The sequence below is a fragment of the Phormidesmis sp. 146-33 genome (assembly GCF_052939515.1).
Genome location: NZ_JBJPHU010000038.1, coordinates 41,600 through 56,847, shown reverse-complemented (window position 1 = coordinate 56,847; position 15,248 = coordinate 41,600). Strand labels below are relative to the sequence as shown.

15 protein-coding genes are annotated in these 15,248 nt (G+C 48.9%); 4 read left to right on the top strand and 11 right to left on the bottom strand.

Going from position 1 to position 15,248, the window contains the following annotated elements; translation table 11 throughout:
* The first annotated feature begins 278 nt into the window (after positions 1 to 278).
* Positions 279 to 899, top strand: a complete 621-nt coding sequence (locus ACJ2PR_RS16720) for a chorismate lyase (RefSeq protein WP_446877830.1) — start codon at positions 279 to 281, stop codon at positions 897 to 899.
* Between the two features lie 48 nt (positions 900 to 947).
* On the opposite strand, the gene hpsU is transcribed toward ACJ2PR_RS16720, so the two are convergent.
* The 6 genes from hpsU to ACJ2PR_RS16690 all read right to left on the bottom strand — a co-directional run bounded on the left by hpsU (position 948) and on the right by ACJ2PR_RS16690 (position 7,251).
* Entirely contained in the window at positions 948 to 1,595 is a 648-nt protein-coding gene (gene hpsU / locus ACJ2PR_RS16715; RefSeq protein ID WP_446877829.1) for a hormogonium polysaccharide biosynthesis acetyltransferase HpsU, read from the bottom strand.
* A gap of 18 nt (positions 1,596 to 1,613) precedes the next feature.
* Positions 1,614 to 2,561: a glycosyltransferase family 2 protein gene (locus ACJ2PR_RS16710; RefSeq protein WP_446877828.1), complete on the bottom strand. Its 948-nt coding sequence runs from the start codon at positions 2,559 to 2,561 to the stop codon at positions 1,614 to 1,616.
* A gap of 301 nt (positions 2,562 to 2,862) precedes the next feature.
* Entirely contained in the window at positions 2,863 to 4,143 is a 1,281-nt protein-coding gene (locus ACJ2PR_RS16705) for a glycosyltransferase family 4 protein (protein WP_446877827.1), read from the bottom strand.
* Between the two features lie 664 nt (positions 4,144 to 4,807).
* Positions 4,808 to 5,971, bottom strand: a complete 1,164-nt coding sequence (locus ACJ2PR_RS16700; RefSeq protein ID WP_446877826.1) for an LL-diaminopimelate aminotransferase — start codon at positions 5,969 to 5,971, stop codon at positions 4,808 to 4,810.
* A gap of 30 nt (positions 5,972 to 6,001) precedes the next feature.
* A complete protein-coding gene (locus ACJ2PR_RS16695; RefSeq protein WP_446877825.1) occupies positions 6,002 to 6,331 on the bottom strand; it encodes a thioredoxin family protein in 330 nt (109 codons plus the stop codon).
* Positions 6,332 to 6,465: 134 nt separating this feature from the next.
* The gene (locus tag ACJ2PR_RS16690; RefSeq protein WP_446877824.1) at positions 6,466 to 7,251 is read right to left on the bottom strand and encodes a PspA/IM30 family protein; all 786 of its coding nucleotides are present in this window, start codon (positions 7,249 to 7,251) and stop codon (positions 6,466 to 6,468) included.
* 291 nt (positions 7,252 to 7,542) lie between these two features.
* On the opposite strand from ACJ2PR_RS16690, the gene ACJ2PR_RS16685 reads away from it, so the two are divergent.
* Positions 7,543 to 8,130 (top strand): hypothetical protein, encoded by a 588-nt coding sequence (locus ACJ2PR_RS16685; protein ID WP_446877823.1) that lies wholly within the window; start codon positions 7,543 to 7,545, stop codon positions 8,128 to 8,130.
* Between the two features lie 89 nt (positions 8,131 to 8,219).
* Here ACJ2PR_RS16685 and ACJ2PR_RS16680 read toward each other — a convergent pair whose 3' ends face one another.
* The 5 genes from ACJ2PR_RS16680 to ACJ2PR_RS16660 all read right to left on the bottom strand — a co-directional run bounded on the left by ACJ2PR_RS16680 (position 8,220) and on the right by ACJ2PR_RS16660 (position 13,340).
* Entirely contained in the window at positions 8,220 to 8,561 is a 342-nt protein-coding gene (locus ACJ2PR_RS16680) for a type II toxin-antitoxin system VapC family toxin (protein ID WP_446877822.1), read from the bottom strand.
* Positions 8,561 to 8,830, bottom strand: a complete 270-nt coding sequence (locus ACJ2PR_RS16675; RefSeq protein WP_446877821.1) for a hypothetical protein — start codon at positions 8,828 to 8,830, stop codon at positions 8,561 to 8,563. The genes ACJ2PR_RS16680 and ACJ2PR_RS16675 overlap by 1 nt, the downstream gene beginning before the upstream one ends.
* 24 nt (positions 8,831 to 8,854) lie before the next feature.
* Positions 8,855 to 10,987 (bottom strand): NACHT domain-containing protein, encoded by a 2,133-nt coding sequence (locus ACJ2PR_RS16670; RefSeq protein WP_446877820.1) that lies wholly within the window; start codon positions 10,985 to 10,987, stop codon positions 8,855 to 8,857.
* Between the two features lie 265 nt (positions 10,988 to 11,252).
* A complete protein-coding gene (locus ACJ2PR_RS16665; protein ID WP_446877819.1) occupies positions 11,253 to 11,999 on the bottom strand; it encodes a PspA/IM30 family protein in 747 nt (248 codons plus the stop codon).
* Between the two features lie 57 nt (positions 12,000 to 12,056).
* Positions 12,057 to 13,340, bottom strand: a complete 1,284-nt coding sequence (locus ACJ2PR_RS16660) for a hypothetical protein (RefSeq protein WP_446867142.1) — start codon at positions 13,338 to 13,340, stop codon at positions 12,057 to 12,059.
* 365 nt (positions 13,341 to 13,705) lie between these two features.
* Between ACJ2PR_RS16660 and ACJ2PR_RS16655 the strand changes: the two genes are divergently transcribed.
* Positions 13,706 to 14,254, top strand: a complete 549-nt coding sequence (locus ACJ2PR_RS16655) for a DUF721 domain-containing protein (RefSeq protein ID WP_446867144.1) — start codon at positions 13,706 to 13,708, stop codon at positions 14,252 to 14,254.
* Positions 14,255 to 14,910: 656 nt separating this feature from the next.
* Entirely contained in the window at positions 14,911 to 15,210 is a 300-nt protein-coding gene (locus ACJ2PR_RS16650; RefSeq protein WP_446862476.1) for a hypothetical protein, read from the top strand.
* The last annotated feature ends 38 nt before the right edge of the window (positions 15,211 to 15,248 follow it).

Sequence of the window (15,248 nt, the reverse complement as noted above, 5' to 3'; positions counted from 1 at the left end):
AACGAGAAATATTGTCTCAAAGTCCCCCAAAATTGGGGGGTTGGGGGGCTGAAGTGCTGAATAACGAAGTGAGAAAACTCCATCGAATTCACGTTGGATTAGCCTTGAGCAGATTTTGGGTAAACCCAGTTGAGTAGTATGCACGGGTAATTAATTCATTTCCTTGAAATTGCCAATAGCAATGCTGAAATTCTAAAAGTGAGTTGCAGAAACTTTCCCACCGTTGCGATCGGCTAAGAGCGCTATCATGAAAGGAAGGTTAACTTATGTAAAGTTTTATGACTGCCACCTTTAGACCCACCGATAGCGTGACGCTGCCTGCTGCCTGGCACTCTCTCGATCCAATTTGGGAGGGCAGCGATCGTGACATTCAAACAGGCTTGCCGCACGCTCAGTTAGCCCCGACCTGGCAAATGTTGCTATTAGGTGATGGGTCTCCGACTCGTCACCTACAACTTCTCACAGGCGAACCCACCGAAGTCGATGTGATCGATATGTCTGCGATCGGTCTCACTGACGACAATGCACCCAAAGTTGTTGAAATGGTGCCCGCTCCCCGTTTGAGAAGACAGGTTTGGCTGAGAACCGCCTCTGGACAACGGCTGGCTTATGCAACTTCCTGGTGGGAACAAAGCCACGTTGACGAATACTTAAAGAATCGATCGATTCCCGTTTGGACGAGCCTCGCCCATTTGGAGCTATATCGAGACCTCAAAGGCATTTACTGTGGGCATTCTAGCGCTTTAGAAAAAGCCTTCGGACAACCAGGGCCGTTCTGGGGAAGACACTACCTTTTTTGGCATAACGGTCAACCTCTCACCCTGATCTACGAAGTCTTCTCACCGTGCCTACAAAAATACCTGGGCGCAATGCAGTCAGGTTCTACTCAAAATTTCTAATTCTCAAACGCTGATAAATAAAGGGAATGTTGAGCATCGTCACCTCAATTAAGGATTTTGTTCATTAACGCCCCTGATTTCTCTTAAATAACGGGGACGGCAGGGAGTCCCCCAACAAACTTGCTGGGCAGGTAAAGACCTCAAAACGCTACTTCGTGCCCCAACCACCGCATTTGAGCCAATCTGAACCCCTGGAGCAATGAAGCAATCTGTGGCAATCCAGGCACCGTTTCCGATCGCAATTCCAGCCGTCGTTAGCTTAAAACTGGCATCTTGAATATCGTGACTTCCGGTACAAAGATACGTTTTCTGAGAAATTACGCAATGTTCTCCAATTTGAATTTTCTCAAAACTGTAGAAGACGACATCATCCCCAATCCAGCTATCATCTCCAATCTGAACTTTCCAGGGATAGGTAAACCGAGCCGTCGGGCGGATCAGCACTCGCTTGCCAATTTGTGCACCAAACAGTCTGAGCAACCCACACCGAACTGAGTTGAATGGATGAGGCGTCAGCGGGAAGACGATCGCCTGCACCAGCCACCAGAGCAAAATATACCAACCGGGACGACCGCGATCAAAGTGCGATTGGTCGTAGCTCTGCAAATTTACCAACGGTTTAGCATTCAGAATGGGTAAAAGTTCTTCGGATTCACAGTCTTCCTGCCCCAATTTTTCGGTCTCGACCTGCTTCATACTCCCCCCTCAAAACGATTAAGACTCAATTTGCGGGACTGGCTCAGAGGTGGATACAGAAATAGTAGTAGGGTTGCTGTTTGTATTCAAAGTGCCCCCACGACGTAGCTCATAAAGCTTCACGCCGATTTGATATTCGTACTGGCTGAGAAGGCGACCATAGATGTAGCCAGCTTTGCCATCCAAGAAGCCCAAACGAATGAAGTAGAACAAAATGAAGCGCAGAAGTGGTTTGAAAGGGAGTCTAACCCAGATTTTTTTGAGAAATCGCTTACGCTGAACCGAGTCACCAAAGAGATTTGCGCCGATCGTTCCTCCATCACCTTTGCCATTGAGCAAATTCAGATAAACTCTCGCTTCCCAATTAGAATAACGGTTGTGGCGCTCTAGCCAGTGGTACATGTCCCGGAAGTCAATGTGCAGCATGTCATGCTTTAGGTAGGCAACCTTACCCGGAATGATCACATGCTCATGGACTTCGTTGTCTCCGGTATTGCGAATTTCTTCGGTGTTCAAATTTTCGTAGCGCCCTTTAGCATGGCGAAATAGCCGCAGGTTCCAGTCAGGATATTTGCCGCCGTAGCGAATCCACTGCCCCAGGAAAAAGACTTTACGATTCAAATAGTAGCCGTCACAATCGGCTTGCTCAATAGCGGTTTCAATCTCTTCCCACAGTTCGGGTGTGATGCGTTCGTCACAATCGACAATCAACACCCACTCATTGCGGAAGGGCAAGTTTTCTAAAGACCAGTTCTTTTTCTTAGGCCAGCGACCATTGAATTGAAACTGCACCACACTAGCACCATAGCTCTCAGCGATCTCGATCGAGCGATCGCTACTCTGCGAATCGACCACAAAAACTTCATCGGCCCTGGCAACGCTGGTGAGACAAGCCGGGAGGTTGGCTTCCTCGTTTCGAGCCGGGATTAAGACAGAAACCGGAATTTTGGGCGGCTTAGAGTTCATGATTCAAAAAGTTACCTGATGAGTGCAGCCAACGGTTTGACTAGGGTGACAAAAGGGTAAATAAGTTCGTGCAGTTCAATCCCTACACAGTCATGGTTGCGCTTTAGTATTCCCAGCCGTTTTGCAAAATCGATAGTCTCAATAACAGTTGAAGAACATTGAAGAACAACGCTACCGTATCTACCCCCAATTCCATAGTCTGGATTCAGGGGGTTCTGTCTCATTTTGCTAGAGATTTAGGCTTAATCGGGAAGCTTTGCAACGTTAAGTCACAATCTCTTTTCTCAACGTTGCGCTTTATCTAGCTACCAGTCTTGTTAGCAGTGAGGGCATAGGTGGGTCTGACGCTGGCTGAACTGTCTTTGACCTTCTCAAATAGCGCCTCGTACTGATTTAAGGCTTGCTCAAAGGAGTAGCGATCGATCGCATATTGACGACCCTGCTTACCCAACAACTCTGCCTGTTCGGGATTGTGATACAGCTCCAAAATTTGATTGGCCAGGGCTTCTGGATTTTCGGGCGCAACGACCACCCCTCCTCGACTTTTCTCGATCGCCTTAGCAGCGCTGCCCGTATCGGGGACAGAAGCAATCACCGGGCGACCACTCGCTAACAACACTTGAGTCTTGGACGGCATATTAAAGGACACCACATTATGCTTTTGCACAATCAGTCCTACATCAGCTGCCGCCAACATTTCGGGTAGTTTTTCTCGTGGCTGGAAAGGCAGCAACAGTACGTTGTCCGCTCCACAGGTCTTGCAGTAATTCTTGAGCTTTTCGACAGCCTTTGACTCACCCACAATCACAAACACAATCTCTGGAATATGCTTTAATCGAGCGGCCGCTTCTACAACGGTCTCTAGTCCTTGAGTCAGGGCGATATTACCAGAGTAGGTGACGACGAATTTGCCTTCAAGGTGGTGAGCCGTTCTAAACGCATTGTTCTCTTTAGGCAGCGGTCGGATAAAGTTGGTATCAACCCAGTTGGGAATGCAGGTGATCTTGCTGGAGGGTACGCCCTTTCCTTCTAAATTTTCGACAAATCCATCGGCGATGACGCTGATCGTGTGAGCGGTTCGATACGCAAATTTCTCAAGCGCTTCAAACACGCGAATCATTGCCTTGCTTTTGATCAGTCCCACATGCACTGCGGCTTCGGGCAAAATATCTTGCACATTGAGAACGATCGGGCTGTTATGCAGCCAACTGAGCAGGGCGGCAGGGACGCAAACCGGAAGTGGGGGAACCGTAAGCAAAATAATGTCAGGTCGCCAACCTCTAAGCGCCTGGAAGAAGCTCGTAAAGACAAAACTGCTGTCGAGGAGAATGCGATCGACGAGATTTGGCTTAGGCTTGATCCACACATAGCTACGCTGGATTTTTACGCCGTTGCGCTCTTCGGTCGCGTACAGTTTGCCGCGATACTCTTCGTAGATCTGCCGCTGTGGGTAGTTGGGCATCCCTGTGATCACCCGAACGTCATGTCCTCGTTTTGCCAACCCCTCCGCCAGCTCGGTCATAAGTGGGGCGATCCCGATCGGCTCTGGATAGTAATTGTAGGAATAGATTAAAACACGCATGGCTGTTGGACTCAGACGATAATGTTGCGCTTAACTCACTGCAAGTTAATCCGAAAGCTTGAAAACGGCGGCTAGGCAGGGTATTTACTGAGAGTCTATGGACACAACTCCTGTGGCAGTATTGCAACCATAGCGAGTGGAGGGTCGTCTAGCTCTCTTGTCACATCGACTTCAGAAAATCTTCTTGTCTTTCCGCAGTCCCTAAAGATTCCTTAAAGAAGGTTTACTGACTTATACTTAGGTTAAGGTGCCCTTTGAAGTAAAAAAAGCTACATAAATCGACCAGAATCAATGAAAGGAGACCTCAAGCCCTCCAACACTCTACGAATAGAGTAAAAAGCTGGAGCAGATTAAACAAGTGCTCGATTCAATACGTTGCTAAAACACTCTCTCATTTACCTTCTTCAACTCAACTAAGAGGCATCTGGAAGGTACATCTAGATTTCACTGTTCTTATTAAACTTCTAACAGAGGTTATAGCCTCTCAAAGCGATATAGTTCTTCAAAGGCTCAAAAAATCTCAGTAAAACTCAGCCATTTTCATAATTTGGCGAGTTTTTCCACAACAGAGCGGGTGGGTTGCCATTGCTGAAAGGGTTACCCTGTCTAGAACTGATTCTTTTGGGCAAGGAGACGGAAGCGATCGCGAGACTTGAGTAAAGCGCTACAGAAACTGAGCAATGCGATCAACCGCTTCCTCTAAAATTTTAGGCTCATGCACCAGAGCAAACCTCACATATCCTTCACCAAATTTGCCAAACCCGGCCCCTGGTGATACCGCAACCCCCGTAGATTTCACGAGTTCCTTGGCAAATTGAATCGAGTGGTAGGCCCAGCGATCGGGTAACTTTGCCCATACGTATAGCGCTGCTTGAGGAGTGGGCACCTGCCAGCCAATGCGCTCAAGGGCGCTCACAAAAGTATCCCGTCGTCGTTTGAAGGTTTCTACTACCGTTTTGACCCCTGTTTGGGGGCCGGTAAGGGCGGCGATCGCTCCGTTCAAAATGCCCTTGTACTGATTAAAATCTACGGCTGCTTTCACTTGTCTTAAAGCGCGAATTAACTCCGCATTCCCGATCGCGTAGCCAACCCGAAACCCTCCCATGTTGTAGGACTTAGAAAGAGTGAAGAACTCGATCGAAACGCTTTTCTCAAGGTCAGCTTGCAGAACAGAGGGAGGGCAGGACTGTCCAAAGTAAAGGTCTGCGTAGGGAAAATCGTGAATTAGTGCTAAATTATACTTTCGACAAAATGATACTGCCGATTCAAAGAAAGCAAGGGGCGCGATCGCTGCTGTCGGATTATGGGGATAGCTCAACACCATCATCTTTGACTGCGCCAACACGGTCTCAGGAATCTCTTCAAAGATGGGTAAAAATCCGTTCTCTGCTTTTAAGGGCATTGGGTAGATTTGACCGCTCGCCAAATAGACACCTCCCGCATGGGAAGGATAGCCAGGATCAAGTAGCAGGGCAAAATCTCCAGGATTCAAAATCGCGAGTGGAAGATGAGCCGTACCTTCTTGAGAGCCAATCAGCGGTAACACTTCGGTTTCTGGATCGATCGCCACACCAAACTTCTGAGTGTACCAGGTTGCAGCCGCTTGACGAAATGCCTGAGTCCCTTGAAACAGCAGGTAGCCGTGAGTCGTGGGATCGGGGAGAGATTGCGCGATCGCCGCCAGCACATGCGCTTCAGTGGGCAGATCAGACGACCCCAACGAGAGATCAATCACATCGCACCCAGCGGCTTTAGCCTGAGCTTTGGCCCGATCCATGTCCGCGAAGACGTTGGCTTGCAGAGCGTTTAGGCGAGTGGCAAATTGCATAGCGGAGGGAAGTGCGACGGTCTGACTATTCTAATGAGAAAGCTGAGACGCAACGAGTTCTTCTAATTTTTGTTTACTAATTGCCCCTTCAGTGGCTTTGAGCAGTTCTCCTTTTTGGAAGAATCTAAAGGCAGGAACGCCTTCTACTTTGTAGGTAGCGACGGTTTTGGGGTTGGGATCGACTTCCATTTTGATGACTTTTAGCTGATCGCCATAGCTGTCAGCCACTTTTTCGATCAAAGGCGCAGTCAGACGACAGGGGCCACACCACGCAGCCCAGAAGTACACCAACACCGTTTGCGTAGCCTCCAGGACTTCGGTTTGAAATTCGTTATCGGTGATTACACGAACGCGACTCATAGTGCATCTTCTCTTAAAAACCCTTCATAATTTTAGAGCCTTAGCTCCCCAAATCATGACTGCTTGTAAACAAACAGCGATCGGAAGCTAAGGCTACCAAGAAGTCAGTTGAGTGGACGATCGCAGCAGCGTGCTTACAGATTATCCAACTGCTTTTTGAGGTCTTCGAGTTCGGCATCGACGACGGCTTGATCTTGAGGAGAGGCTGGAGTCTGAGTAGTCGGTGTGGCCGTCCCAGGAAGTTGTGCTTGAGCTTGAGAAGAGCCTGCCAGCATTTGCTGTTTCATGGCTTCGAGTTCGAGGTCAACGTCACCCGATTCGAGTCGAGCAAACTGACTTTCGAGGTCGGCTCCTGCCAACTCACCTGCGGCCTGCGATCGCGCTTCTAGCTGCAATACTTTTTCTTCCATGCGCTCGAAGGCGGCCATGGCGCTGCTCGTTCCCAGATTGCTCACCGTGGACTGCAACTGCTCTTGAGCTTTGGCAGCGCTGGCCCGGGCCCGCAGCATGTCTTTCTTGGTTTTGGCTTCAGAAATTTTGCCTTCTAGAGCAATCAAACTGCGCTTGAGCGTGTCAACCTGCGTGGTTTGCTGGTCGAGTTGAGCTTTGAGAGTGTTGGCGGTTTCGGTGTGGGTCTTCTTTCTGAGCAGCGCTTCTTTAGCAAGATTTTCGTCACCTTTTTGCAGGGCGAGTTGGGCGCGCTGTTGCCAGTTGTTGGATTCGGTTTGGGACTGGTTATATTGCTGTTGAGAGCGTTTTTGGCTGGCGATCGCGCTGGCAACGGCTTGACGCAACTGCACCAGGTCTTCCTGCATGTCGATGACCGCTTGTTCCAGGATTTTCTCTGGATCTTCAGCCTTGCTCACCATATCGTTGACGTTGGCTCTGACCAGACGGCTGACTCGATCAAATAATCCCATAATTCTGTTTTTCCTCTTGACGCGGTATACAAAAGGTGTACGGTTTACGATTACGTTAGCCTACACAGCGCGATCGGATCGGCAAAGTTGCGATCGATTTTGCGAGAACCTTTGATGTATGGTTCACAATTCTGTAGGCGACTCATCAAAGAGGCAAGCGGCATCGAGAATTGTAAAAATAACAGGCTCTTCTCTCAGTCTAAGAACTTCAGTCCAAAATCGGTCAATTTCGGAGAATTTTTTTGAGTGGTGTAAGATTCAGAAAAATCTCTGAGTTTGTAGAATAAACCCATGAAGATATTCAGGCTGCTCTATCTGGGCTGGATCGGTTGGGTGATTGCTCTACCTGCCCTTTCGCAACCGTGTGAGCGATCGCTCTTAAGTTCGACGGCTGAGATTCGTGAGGCTCAAGCAGACCTAGCTCTAGCGAAACAAAACTATGAGCGATACAGCGCACTCTATGGGGAAGGAGCGATTTCTAAGCTGGCAGTCATCCGGGTTCAAGAGGAGTTACGCACTCAGCAGAGATCTCTTGCTAAAGTCGATCGCTGCTCAAAAGCCACTCGCGACGATACGACCAAATTAGCTGAGATGCGGTATGAGCGATTGTTGTGGCTATACAGGATGGGGGCGGTGCCGCGATCAGAGGTCGGTCGGGCGGAGTTAGACTATCGAGCCGCACAAAAGCGCGAATCTGCTACAAATCCTGCTCAGTCTGAGCTAGAAGCTGCCCAAGCTCGTCTAAAACAAGCTGAGTTGCTTTACCAGCGTTCTTTACTGCTCAATGAGGCGGGGGCGATTTCGAGATCGCAGGTCGATCAAGCAGAATTAGACTATCGATCGGCACAGACACGAGTTGAGCAGTTGCGGCGACGTTAGTTTGATCAAAATTGGGCGAGTAGGGATTGTGGTCATAAAATGACCGTTGAGACAATATTTCTCGTTCAAAGTCCCCCAGAATGGGGGATTTAGGGGGCGAAGCCTCTCGGCAATGACAGATCAATCAACTTGTGTGTAGACGGTAGGTCTAACCAGGTGGTGAAGATTGCTTCGGTTTCTAGTAACAAGTCAAATTGGGATAGGAGTTGTGCGATTCTGGTACGGGTTTGCTCAGTTGTCCAGCCGAATCCGTTGACTGAAATCGGCCGGGTTGCAACAACCCAAAATTCGACTAAGACTTGGGCAGTGATTACGCAGGGATTGTCTTGTAAAATTAAGCGATCGACAGTGTTTAGGACGAGCGTGTTTTGTGATGCGTTGGAATCACTTAGACGCAAAAGAATGTTGGTATCTAGAAAGTATTGCGGCATCAGTCGTACATTGTGTCTCGGTGCATTGCTTCTTCTGGGAGTGCTGGGCTGTCTTTGGGTAGACTGGCGACCCATTCTCTAAGGCGGCGCGATCGTTCTTCGGGAGTTTTTGGAATTTGCTTTTGTAGTTCAGCAATATTAATTGGCGTGATGCCAGGTGGGAAGTTGGTTTTTTTGGCTTTTGCTGATCGTAGAAAGTTTAAGGTTTCGGCGATGAGTTCGTCGGGGGCTTGCTCCAGTTCTTGAAGGAGTTGTTCTCGATCGGTCATTTTGGTTGCCTCTGCGATCGCGATCTATGAGTTGATTTTATTATCGGGTATGGTCAGCATTCGCGATTCGATGCCGTCCCAGACCTGCGGCGACACGCGCAAGGCGGCTTCTTTGCAGCGCACCATGAGTTCGTTGGCGTAGAGATAGTTTTCGAGCGATCGTTCTTCTTCCTCAGATAAATCGAGCCATTCGGGGTCGAGATGCAAAGCCTCATACCAGGTCTGACGAATGCGGTTGGCGAAAGCTCGACGCACCTCGACCAGTTCGTCATTACCTGGGACTTGAGCCTTCATTGCTTCGAGTTGCTGACTCAAAGCTGAGAAATCAACAGAATTAAAAATTTGGGCGCGGACGAGGGCGAGGGCAAGGTCGAGGTCGAGGGCGAGGGCAAGGTCGAGGTCGAGGTCGGGGTCGAGATCACGGTCGAAGGTGCGGACGCGGACGCGGTTGAGGGTGCGGTTGAGGGTGCGGGCGAGGGCGAGGGCGAGGTCAATGTCAATGTCAATGTCAATGTCAAGGTTAATGTTAAGGTCGCGGTCGCGGACGAGGGCGCGGTCGCGGACGAGGACGAGGAGGGCGACGAAGATTGCAACGAAGCGTTTAGCGGCAGGTTTATAGTCTCCTACCGAGTTTTTGGTGGTTTGCTCCGACCAATCAATCAAGGCTTTCAGCTTGTCTGAATTGATGAGCTTCTGAGTTTCACGTTTCATTGCTGCAAGCAAATCGTCTGCATTGCGCGATAGACCTGCAACTAGAAAAAACACCTCACGCCAGCGTTCGTCTGTCAAATGTTCGGCAACCAGTGTCTCAACCTGTCGCTCATCCACGATGTATTGAGCCGTTAGATATTCCTGAAAGGTTAGATGTGAAAACGAATAGGCATCTCTAGCACGTTCGACCAAAATGCCTTGCTGCACTTCGATTGCATTCAACACTTTCTCTGCATCCAAAGTCTTTGAAGCATTCAAATTGCTCATCAGAAATTCTCGAATTTGATCAGTGAGTTCTCGTTTTGACAAAAACAACTGATCTTCAGCAAAACTCTGATAGGCAATTTCAGAAAGCAGGATGCGTTCTAGCTCCAGGCTGAGTTCTTGATAAATGGGATTGTGTTGAATTCGCTTTTCAGATGCCCATTTCTTTAGCCACACGTCTAATGCTTCGCCATACAGCGATGCTCTCTGTTTCGGTAAGCTCTGCGACTCGTTGTATACGGCACAAAGCAGCGTCAATAGTAAGGGAGTTTGCCCCAGTTCTTTCGTTGCTTTGTAGTCTTCGCTGCTCAATAACTCCCAACATTGATCTGCGATCTTCGGCTCACGTCGAAACCACTGACACACAAACGTTTCCATCTGCGAATCACTGAAGTTTGCCATCGTTACATCCTTAAAGCGTGGAAATCCGCCTTTGTAAGCAGCGATACGACAGGAGGCGATGAAGTGATTTTTGTCGTAGCGATCGACTAATCTCCCAATCTGCTCAATGGCGCGATCGACCTGATCAGTCGGCACTTCATCCAAGCCATCCAGCAAAATCAGCAGCTTTCCTGCTTTCAAAAGATTCTGCGTAAAGACTTCAGCATTCGGAAATCCACAAGTCTCAAACTCTTCTGCAATAAACTTCTCGATGTGCGTCTGGGTCGCATCAAAGCGTTTTAGCTCCACAAACACCGGAAGCAACTCATGTCGAAACCGTCCGGTCTCCCACTTCAGCGCTTCGAGTCCCACCTTTCTCAAGAAGGTAGATTTGCCAATTCCCGGACTGCCCAACATCATCAGCCGAGGTTCAAGATTTGCGACCGCGATGCCTTCTTTGCGGGTAGTTTGCTCAAACACAAATCCTCGACCAATTTCGAGGTAGAGATCTTTCAAGCCTTCGGGAGACTCAAAACGACGGCTCTCGCGAGTATCCAAAACCTGCACATCGGTATAAATTTCTTCCAGTCTCAGCGAGTTATCCATCCGCAAGCAATCATATTTGAGGCTGCAATGGCGCTTTTCATAGGTTGCGACGTACTCTTTCATCGCATTCCCAATTTGTTGCTCAGTTTGTCTATCGATCGCTCGACCGCTCTGTTTCCAAGCTGCATCGATCACTAGCGTGGTCAGCTTCTTGAGCGCTTCGGTTGTCAGAATCGAGACAGGATCAAAAACCATAAAGATTTAAGCCGCAGTAGGAGAGAAATTCTCTCATTGATACACTGCGATCGTAGAAAATCACGCACAATTTCATAAAACTACCGCGACATCCTATGTCGATCGCAAACAATCCTATGTCGATCGCAAACAATCAAGTTTCCATCGCGACCAATCGAATATTTACCCCGTCCAATCGAGTTTCCATCACGGCGAATCGAATGTTCACCGCGTCCAATCGAATGTTCATCACGGCGAATTGAGTTTCCATCACGGCGAATCGAATTTAATTCCCTCGAATTTGCGATCGCAGCTTCTCCAATTCAGGATCAATTTCAGGAGTCACACCTGCTGAAGGCAACGAAGCGGCACTTCCCCCGGCAAGCTGATTTTTCATCGAAGCCAATTCAGCATCAATGTCGTCCGCTTCGCCCAATGCCTCAAAGCGCTTTTCTAGCTGGTCAGTACCCAGTTCGGCGATCGCTTCAGATTGCGCCTCTAGCTGCAACACTTTTTCTTCCATCCGCTCAAAAGCATTCATGGCGCTCCCCGTTCCCACACCGCTCAACATGTCATTGAGTTGCTGAGACGCTTTTGCAGATCGGGCACGCGCAATGTAGAGATCCTTTTTGGTTTTCGCCTCAGAGATTTTACTCTCTAGCTTCATCATGTTTTGCTTGAGCTGAGTCACGACGGATGCCTGTTGCCCTAGCTGAGACTGCATCGCCTCTGCCGTTTCTTGATAAGACTTACGGCGCGTCAGAGCCTCTCTCGCCAGATTTTCGTCGCCCTTTTGTAGAGCAAGCTGGGCCCGACGGTACCATTCTTCTGACATGGATTGGGCTTGAGAACATTGCCGCTCAGTGCGCTTTTGAGTCGCGATCGCCTGAGCCACCGCCTGCCGAAGCTGAATCAAATCATTCTGCATATCCAGGACAGTTTGTTCCAGAATCTTCTCCGGATCTTCTGCCTGACCTACCAGATGATTAATATTGGCGCGAATCGCTCTCCAGAGTCGGTCAAGAATGCCCATAGCTCTCTCTCCAGTCCAGTTCCCTCAATGGTACCGTAACTTTTCGGTTGGACAATCCTACCGTTGGTTAACTTCGGCGGGAATGCCCTGGTTTTGGAGTTCTTGCGCTTTGGCTTTGGCCTCGGCTTCGCTGCCCGTCGCCCCTAGCTGAATTTTGCCATCAGGACGAAGATAAGCATCAGGAGCAGCTTTGCGCGCCTCTTCGAGAGAGCGATCGCCCGTAAACGGAATTTCAACCTTATAAGAGTAGCCGTCGCTTTGAGGCGGGCTGGGGGCGCTGACGGGAGGGTCATACGATCGCGGCACCGAAACAGGCGGCAACGGCGCAGTCTGAATCGCAGGGGGCGTATAGGGTCTCGAAGGAGGACTGTAGCTTGTCACAGGCGCAGGGGCAGCATAACTTCTTGCGGGTGCAGGCGTATCGTTTCTAGGAGGACTGTAGCTTCTCGCAGGTGCAGGCTGAACGGGAGCCGTTGGAGTGCTGGCCGTCGATCGAGGCAAAGACTGAGGAGAAATGCCTTGCTTCACTTGGGGAGAGGCAGCCGGAGAAGCGGTTACTTTGGGAACTTTGCTAGTCAGAGCATCTTTACGGGATTTAAGCGTCGTCAGGTTGCCCAATCCCAAATCGACAAATTCTTGTTTATCTAAAGGGGGCGAGTTGGGAATGGCGACTTGAGAACCGTCAGGATTGGTCGGAGCCGCTGAAGGCGATGTGGCAGTTGGTGTTGGACGATCGAACAATCCCGCTACAAAGCTCAAACTCGACGGATTCATAATCACATAGCCAAACATGGCGCTTGACATCAGCAACATCAGCATCGACCCCACACCCAAAGGCGTTGCCAGACTTTCTAGAAAGCCGCGATCGACGCGAACCTGAGCCTCTTCTCGCGCCAAACTTCTCAACAGTTCTTCTGACGACTCTAAATAGTCATCGGGAGGAGTCGAATCGGCTAGATGGGTGCTGTCTACTTGAGGCGGGTAAAGAATTTCGCTGTCCGTCGAGGGTTCGGGGGAAACGATCGCCAACCCAGAGGAATCTTGTCGCTCAAAGCTTGGCTCAAAGGGCGAATCCTCATGACCGCTCAGACTGGCAGGAGTCAGGGGTTGAGTAGTGGGTTCTCCTACAGACATCAACTCTAGTTTGGGAGGCTGCTTGCGTTTGAGTCCAATAGAAGGCGAGATCGAGCGTCCTGACCGTTGTCGTCGATAGCGCATCAGTTCTTCTTCTAGCTGAATGTCGAGGCAGTTTAGCGCTCTTTGCAGCTTGGAATTGAGTTGGGGCTGGGCAGGAGTTTCCCCTTCGGAGAACTGCGAATCAACTAACGGACTGTGACGCATTGTGGTGACTCCTAACTGTTTGAGACCGATTTGGGAGGACGTAACTGTGGCTTGAGGAAGAAAGGCTTGATTTGAAAGGAATTTTTCAGGAATATTCGGGCGCTATTAGTGTAATTCACCGTTGGCAAAATGAATCAACTGTGAGCCAAAAATTGTGAGCAAAAAGGTGCAAGTCGATTAGTCAACCCGTTCAGAACAAGCGCGGTCGCTTCTCAGCCAATGAGTTTGGGCGGAATCAGCGACAATATAAAGCGACAATATAAATGGAAGCCCTCCAAAGCTGAGTGTGATGTTTCCCGGCTTTGATGCAAAGACTAAAGACCGTTTACATTTTCCTATCTACATGCGTTTGGGTCAGTCTCGACATGTCATTTCAACCCTTGCAGCAGCTTTTAGGCTCTCTCGAAACTCAACTTAATCGACCCGAAGAAAAGCAGCTTCAGCAGGTGATTCGGAAATGGTCTGAGGTGGTTGGCGCGATCGTCTCTCAGCAAACTCGCCCGATCGCGCTGAAACGGGGCACTCTCAAGGTTGCGACTTCTAACGCGGTCTGGTCACAAAATTTAGTCTTTGAGCGGCAGAGAATTTTGGAAAAGCTAAATACCACTCTCTCTACGCCGATCGCAGACATTCGATTTTCGACCACAGACTGGCACAAGGTGGATTTTGTTGAAGAGATGCCAGAAATATGGGCAGAGCATCCCAGTCGAGTAGAGCCGACCTCTTTTAAGTTGGACAAGGCAGATAAGTTGGATAAGGCAAAAAGCCCAGAAGCCGCTTTTCAAAACTGGGTGGCGGTGGTGCAGCATCGGGGCGATCGGTTGCCGTTGTGTCCTCAATGTCAGTGTCCTACCCCGATCGGAGAGCTAGAGCGCTGGTCGATGTGTGCGGTTTGTGTGGCCAAACGCTGGTAGAGCTTCTTCGAGAGGATGCTGACCTTTGAGAACGATTCGGTGACTCTTCGATTGATTTTTACTCTACAAACACGTTGTTTTGTAAACAGCATTTGTGAGGGAATTGGCTCTAACTTTTGGAGGAAATCGCTTTTCATATCCGAATGTTCACTGTATACAGAACTCCTGATTAGGGAATCGTCCGTCAGAAGAAAGATGTGATTCGTTTAATACTTCCTTCATATTTAAGGAGATTAAGGCAGCATTGAGCAGTTAACAAAGACACTTAAACTTTAGGTGTTTAACTTGATCCCTGGCTTGTTTTAGTAAAAGTAGGACTGATCTCTCTAGATTTCAAAAAAAAGGCTTTTCATTTTGTCTCTTCTTTACACAAATCTAAAGAGAATATAAACCCCACTTTTAGCAAAAAAGTCTTGGAACCTTGACGGGGAGATGTGTTTGACTTTTCTAAATCTGCAAGGGTAAAACCGCCTTAATTCACAATAGAAGTACCGAGTTCGCGAAATCGCCTTGCAGTAAGCTGGTTCTTAAAAATTGATAAGAATGGTCATATTTCTTAGCCAACTTTAAGTAATTTTGACTTTTAGTCATGAAGCTTTTTCTTAGCAGTTTCGCGTCATTTTTCCAAAACACAAATCATTTCTAAAAGCTCGATTATGAAAAGTTCTGATCCCCTCGCTTCTGCTTGTCGGCACTGTCGCTACTACATGCCAGAAGGGAGACGAGGAGGGCACTGTAGCCAACTCAGTGTATCTGTGCGAGGAAGTTGGGCGGCTTGTTCTTTAGCGCGTCCAGTATTTGCCCCCACCTGGGATTTTACAAAAATTATGATGTGGAAAGAAGAACTGCTTCCTATAACCAGCGAACTGACGACCGCAGATCTGCGAGAAACCAATCGACCGATGGTGTTGGATAGTGCGGCTAGACCAGTCTCTTCAGAAAAGCTTTCCGCCTAATGCAGGTTTTAATTAGTTTCAACGATCGCATCCCAGTC

Coding starts and splice junctions, on each gene's coding strand:
- ACJ2PR_RS16720 (WP_446877830.1), top strand. CDS start 279: ATGACTGCCACCTTTAGACCCACCGATAGCGTGACGCTGCCTGCTGCC.
- ACJ2PR_RS16685 (WP_446877823.1), top strand. CDS start 7,543: ATGAAGATATTCAGGCTGCTCTATCTGGGCTGGATCGGTTGGGTGATT.
- ACJ2PR_RS16650 (WP_446862476.1), top strand. CDS start 14,911: ATGAAAAGTTCTGATCCCCTCGCTTCTGCTTGTCGGCACTGTCGCTAC.
- ACJ2PR_RS16665 (WP_446877819.1), bottom strand. CDS start 11,999: ATGGGCATTCTTGACCGACTCTGGAGAGCGATTCGCGCCAATATTAAT.
- ACJ2PR_RS16675 (WP_446877821.1), bottom strand. CDS start 8,830: ATGACCGATCGAGAACAACTCCTTCAAGAACTGGAGCAAGCCCCCGAC.
- ACJ2PR_RS16705 (WP_446877827.1), bottom strand. CDS start 4,143: ATGCGTGTTTTAATCTATTCCTACAATTACTATCCAGAGCCGATCGGG.
- ACJ2PR_RS16670 (WP_446877820.1), bottom strand. CDS start 10,987: ATGGTTTTTGATCCTGTCTCGATTCTGACAACCGAAGCGCTCAAGAAG.
- ACJ2PR_RS16695 (WP_446877825.1), bottom strand. CDS start 6,331: ATGAGTCGCGTTCGTGTAATCACCGATAACGAATTTCAAACCGAAGTC.
- ACJ2PR_RS16690 (WP_446877824.1), bottom strand. CDS start 7,251: ATGGGATTATTTGATCGAGTCAGCCGTCTGGTCAGAGCCAACGTCAAC.
- ACJ2PR_RS16680 (WP_446877822.1), bottom strand. CDS start 8,561: ATGCCGCAATACTTTCTAGATACCAACATTCTTTTGCGTCTAAGTGAT.
- ACJ2PR_RS16700 (WP_446877826.1), bottom strand. CDS start 5,971: ATGCAATTTGCCACTCGCCTAAACGCTCTGCAAGCCAACGTCTTCGCG.
- ACJ2PR_RS16655 (WP_446867144.1), top strand. CDS start 13,706: ATGTCATTTCAACCCTTGCAGCAGCTTTTAGGCTCTCTCGAAACTCAA.
- hpsU (WP_446877829.1), bottom strand. CDS start 1,595: ATGAAGCAGGTCGAGACCGAAAAATTGGGGCAGGAAGACTGTGAATCC.
- ACJ2PR_RS16660 (WP_446867142.1), bottom strand. CDS start 13,340: ATGCGTCACAGTCCGTTAGTTGATTCGCAGTTCTCCGAAGGGGAAACT.
- ACJ2PR_RS16710 (WP_446877828.1), bottom strand. CDS start 2,561: ATGAACTCTAAGCCGCCCAAAATTCCGGTTTCTGTCTTAATCCCGGCT.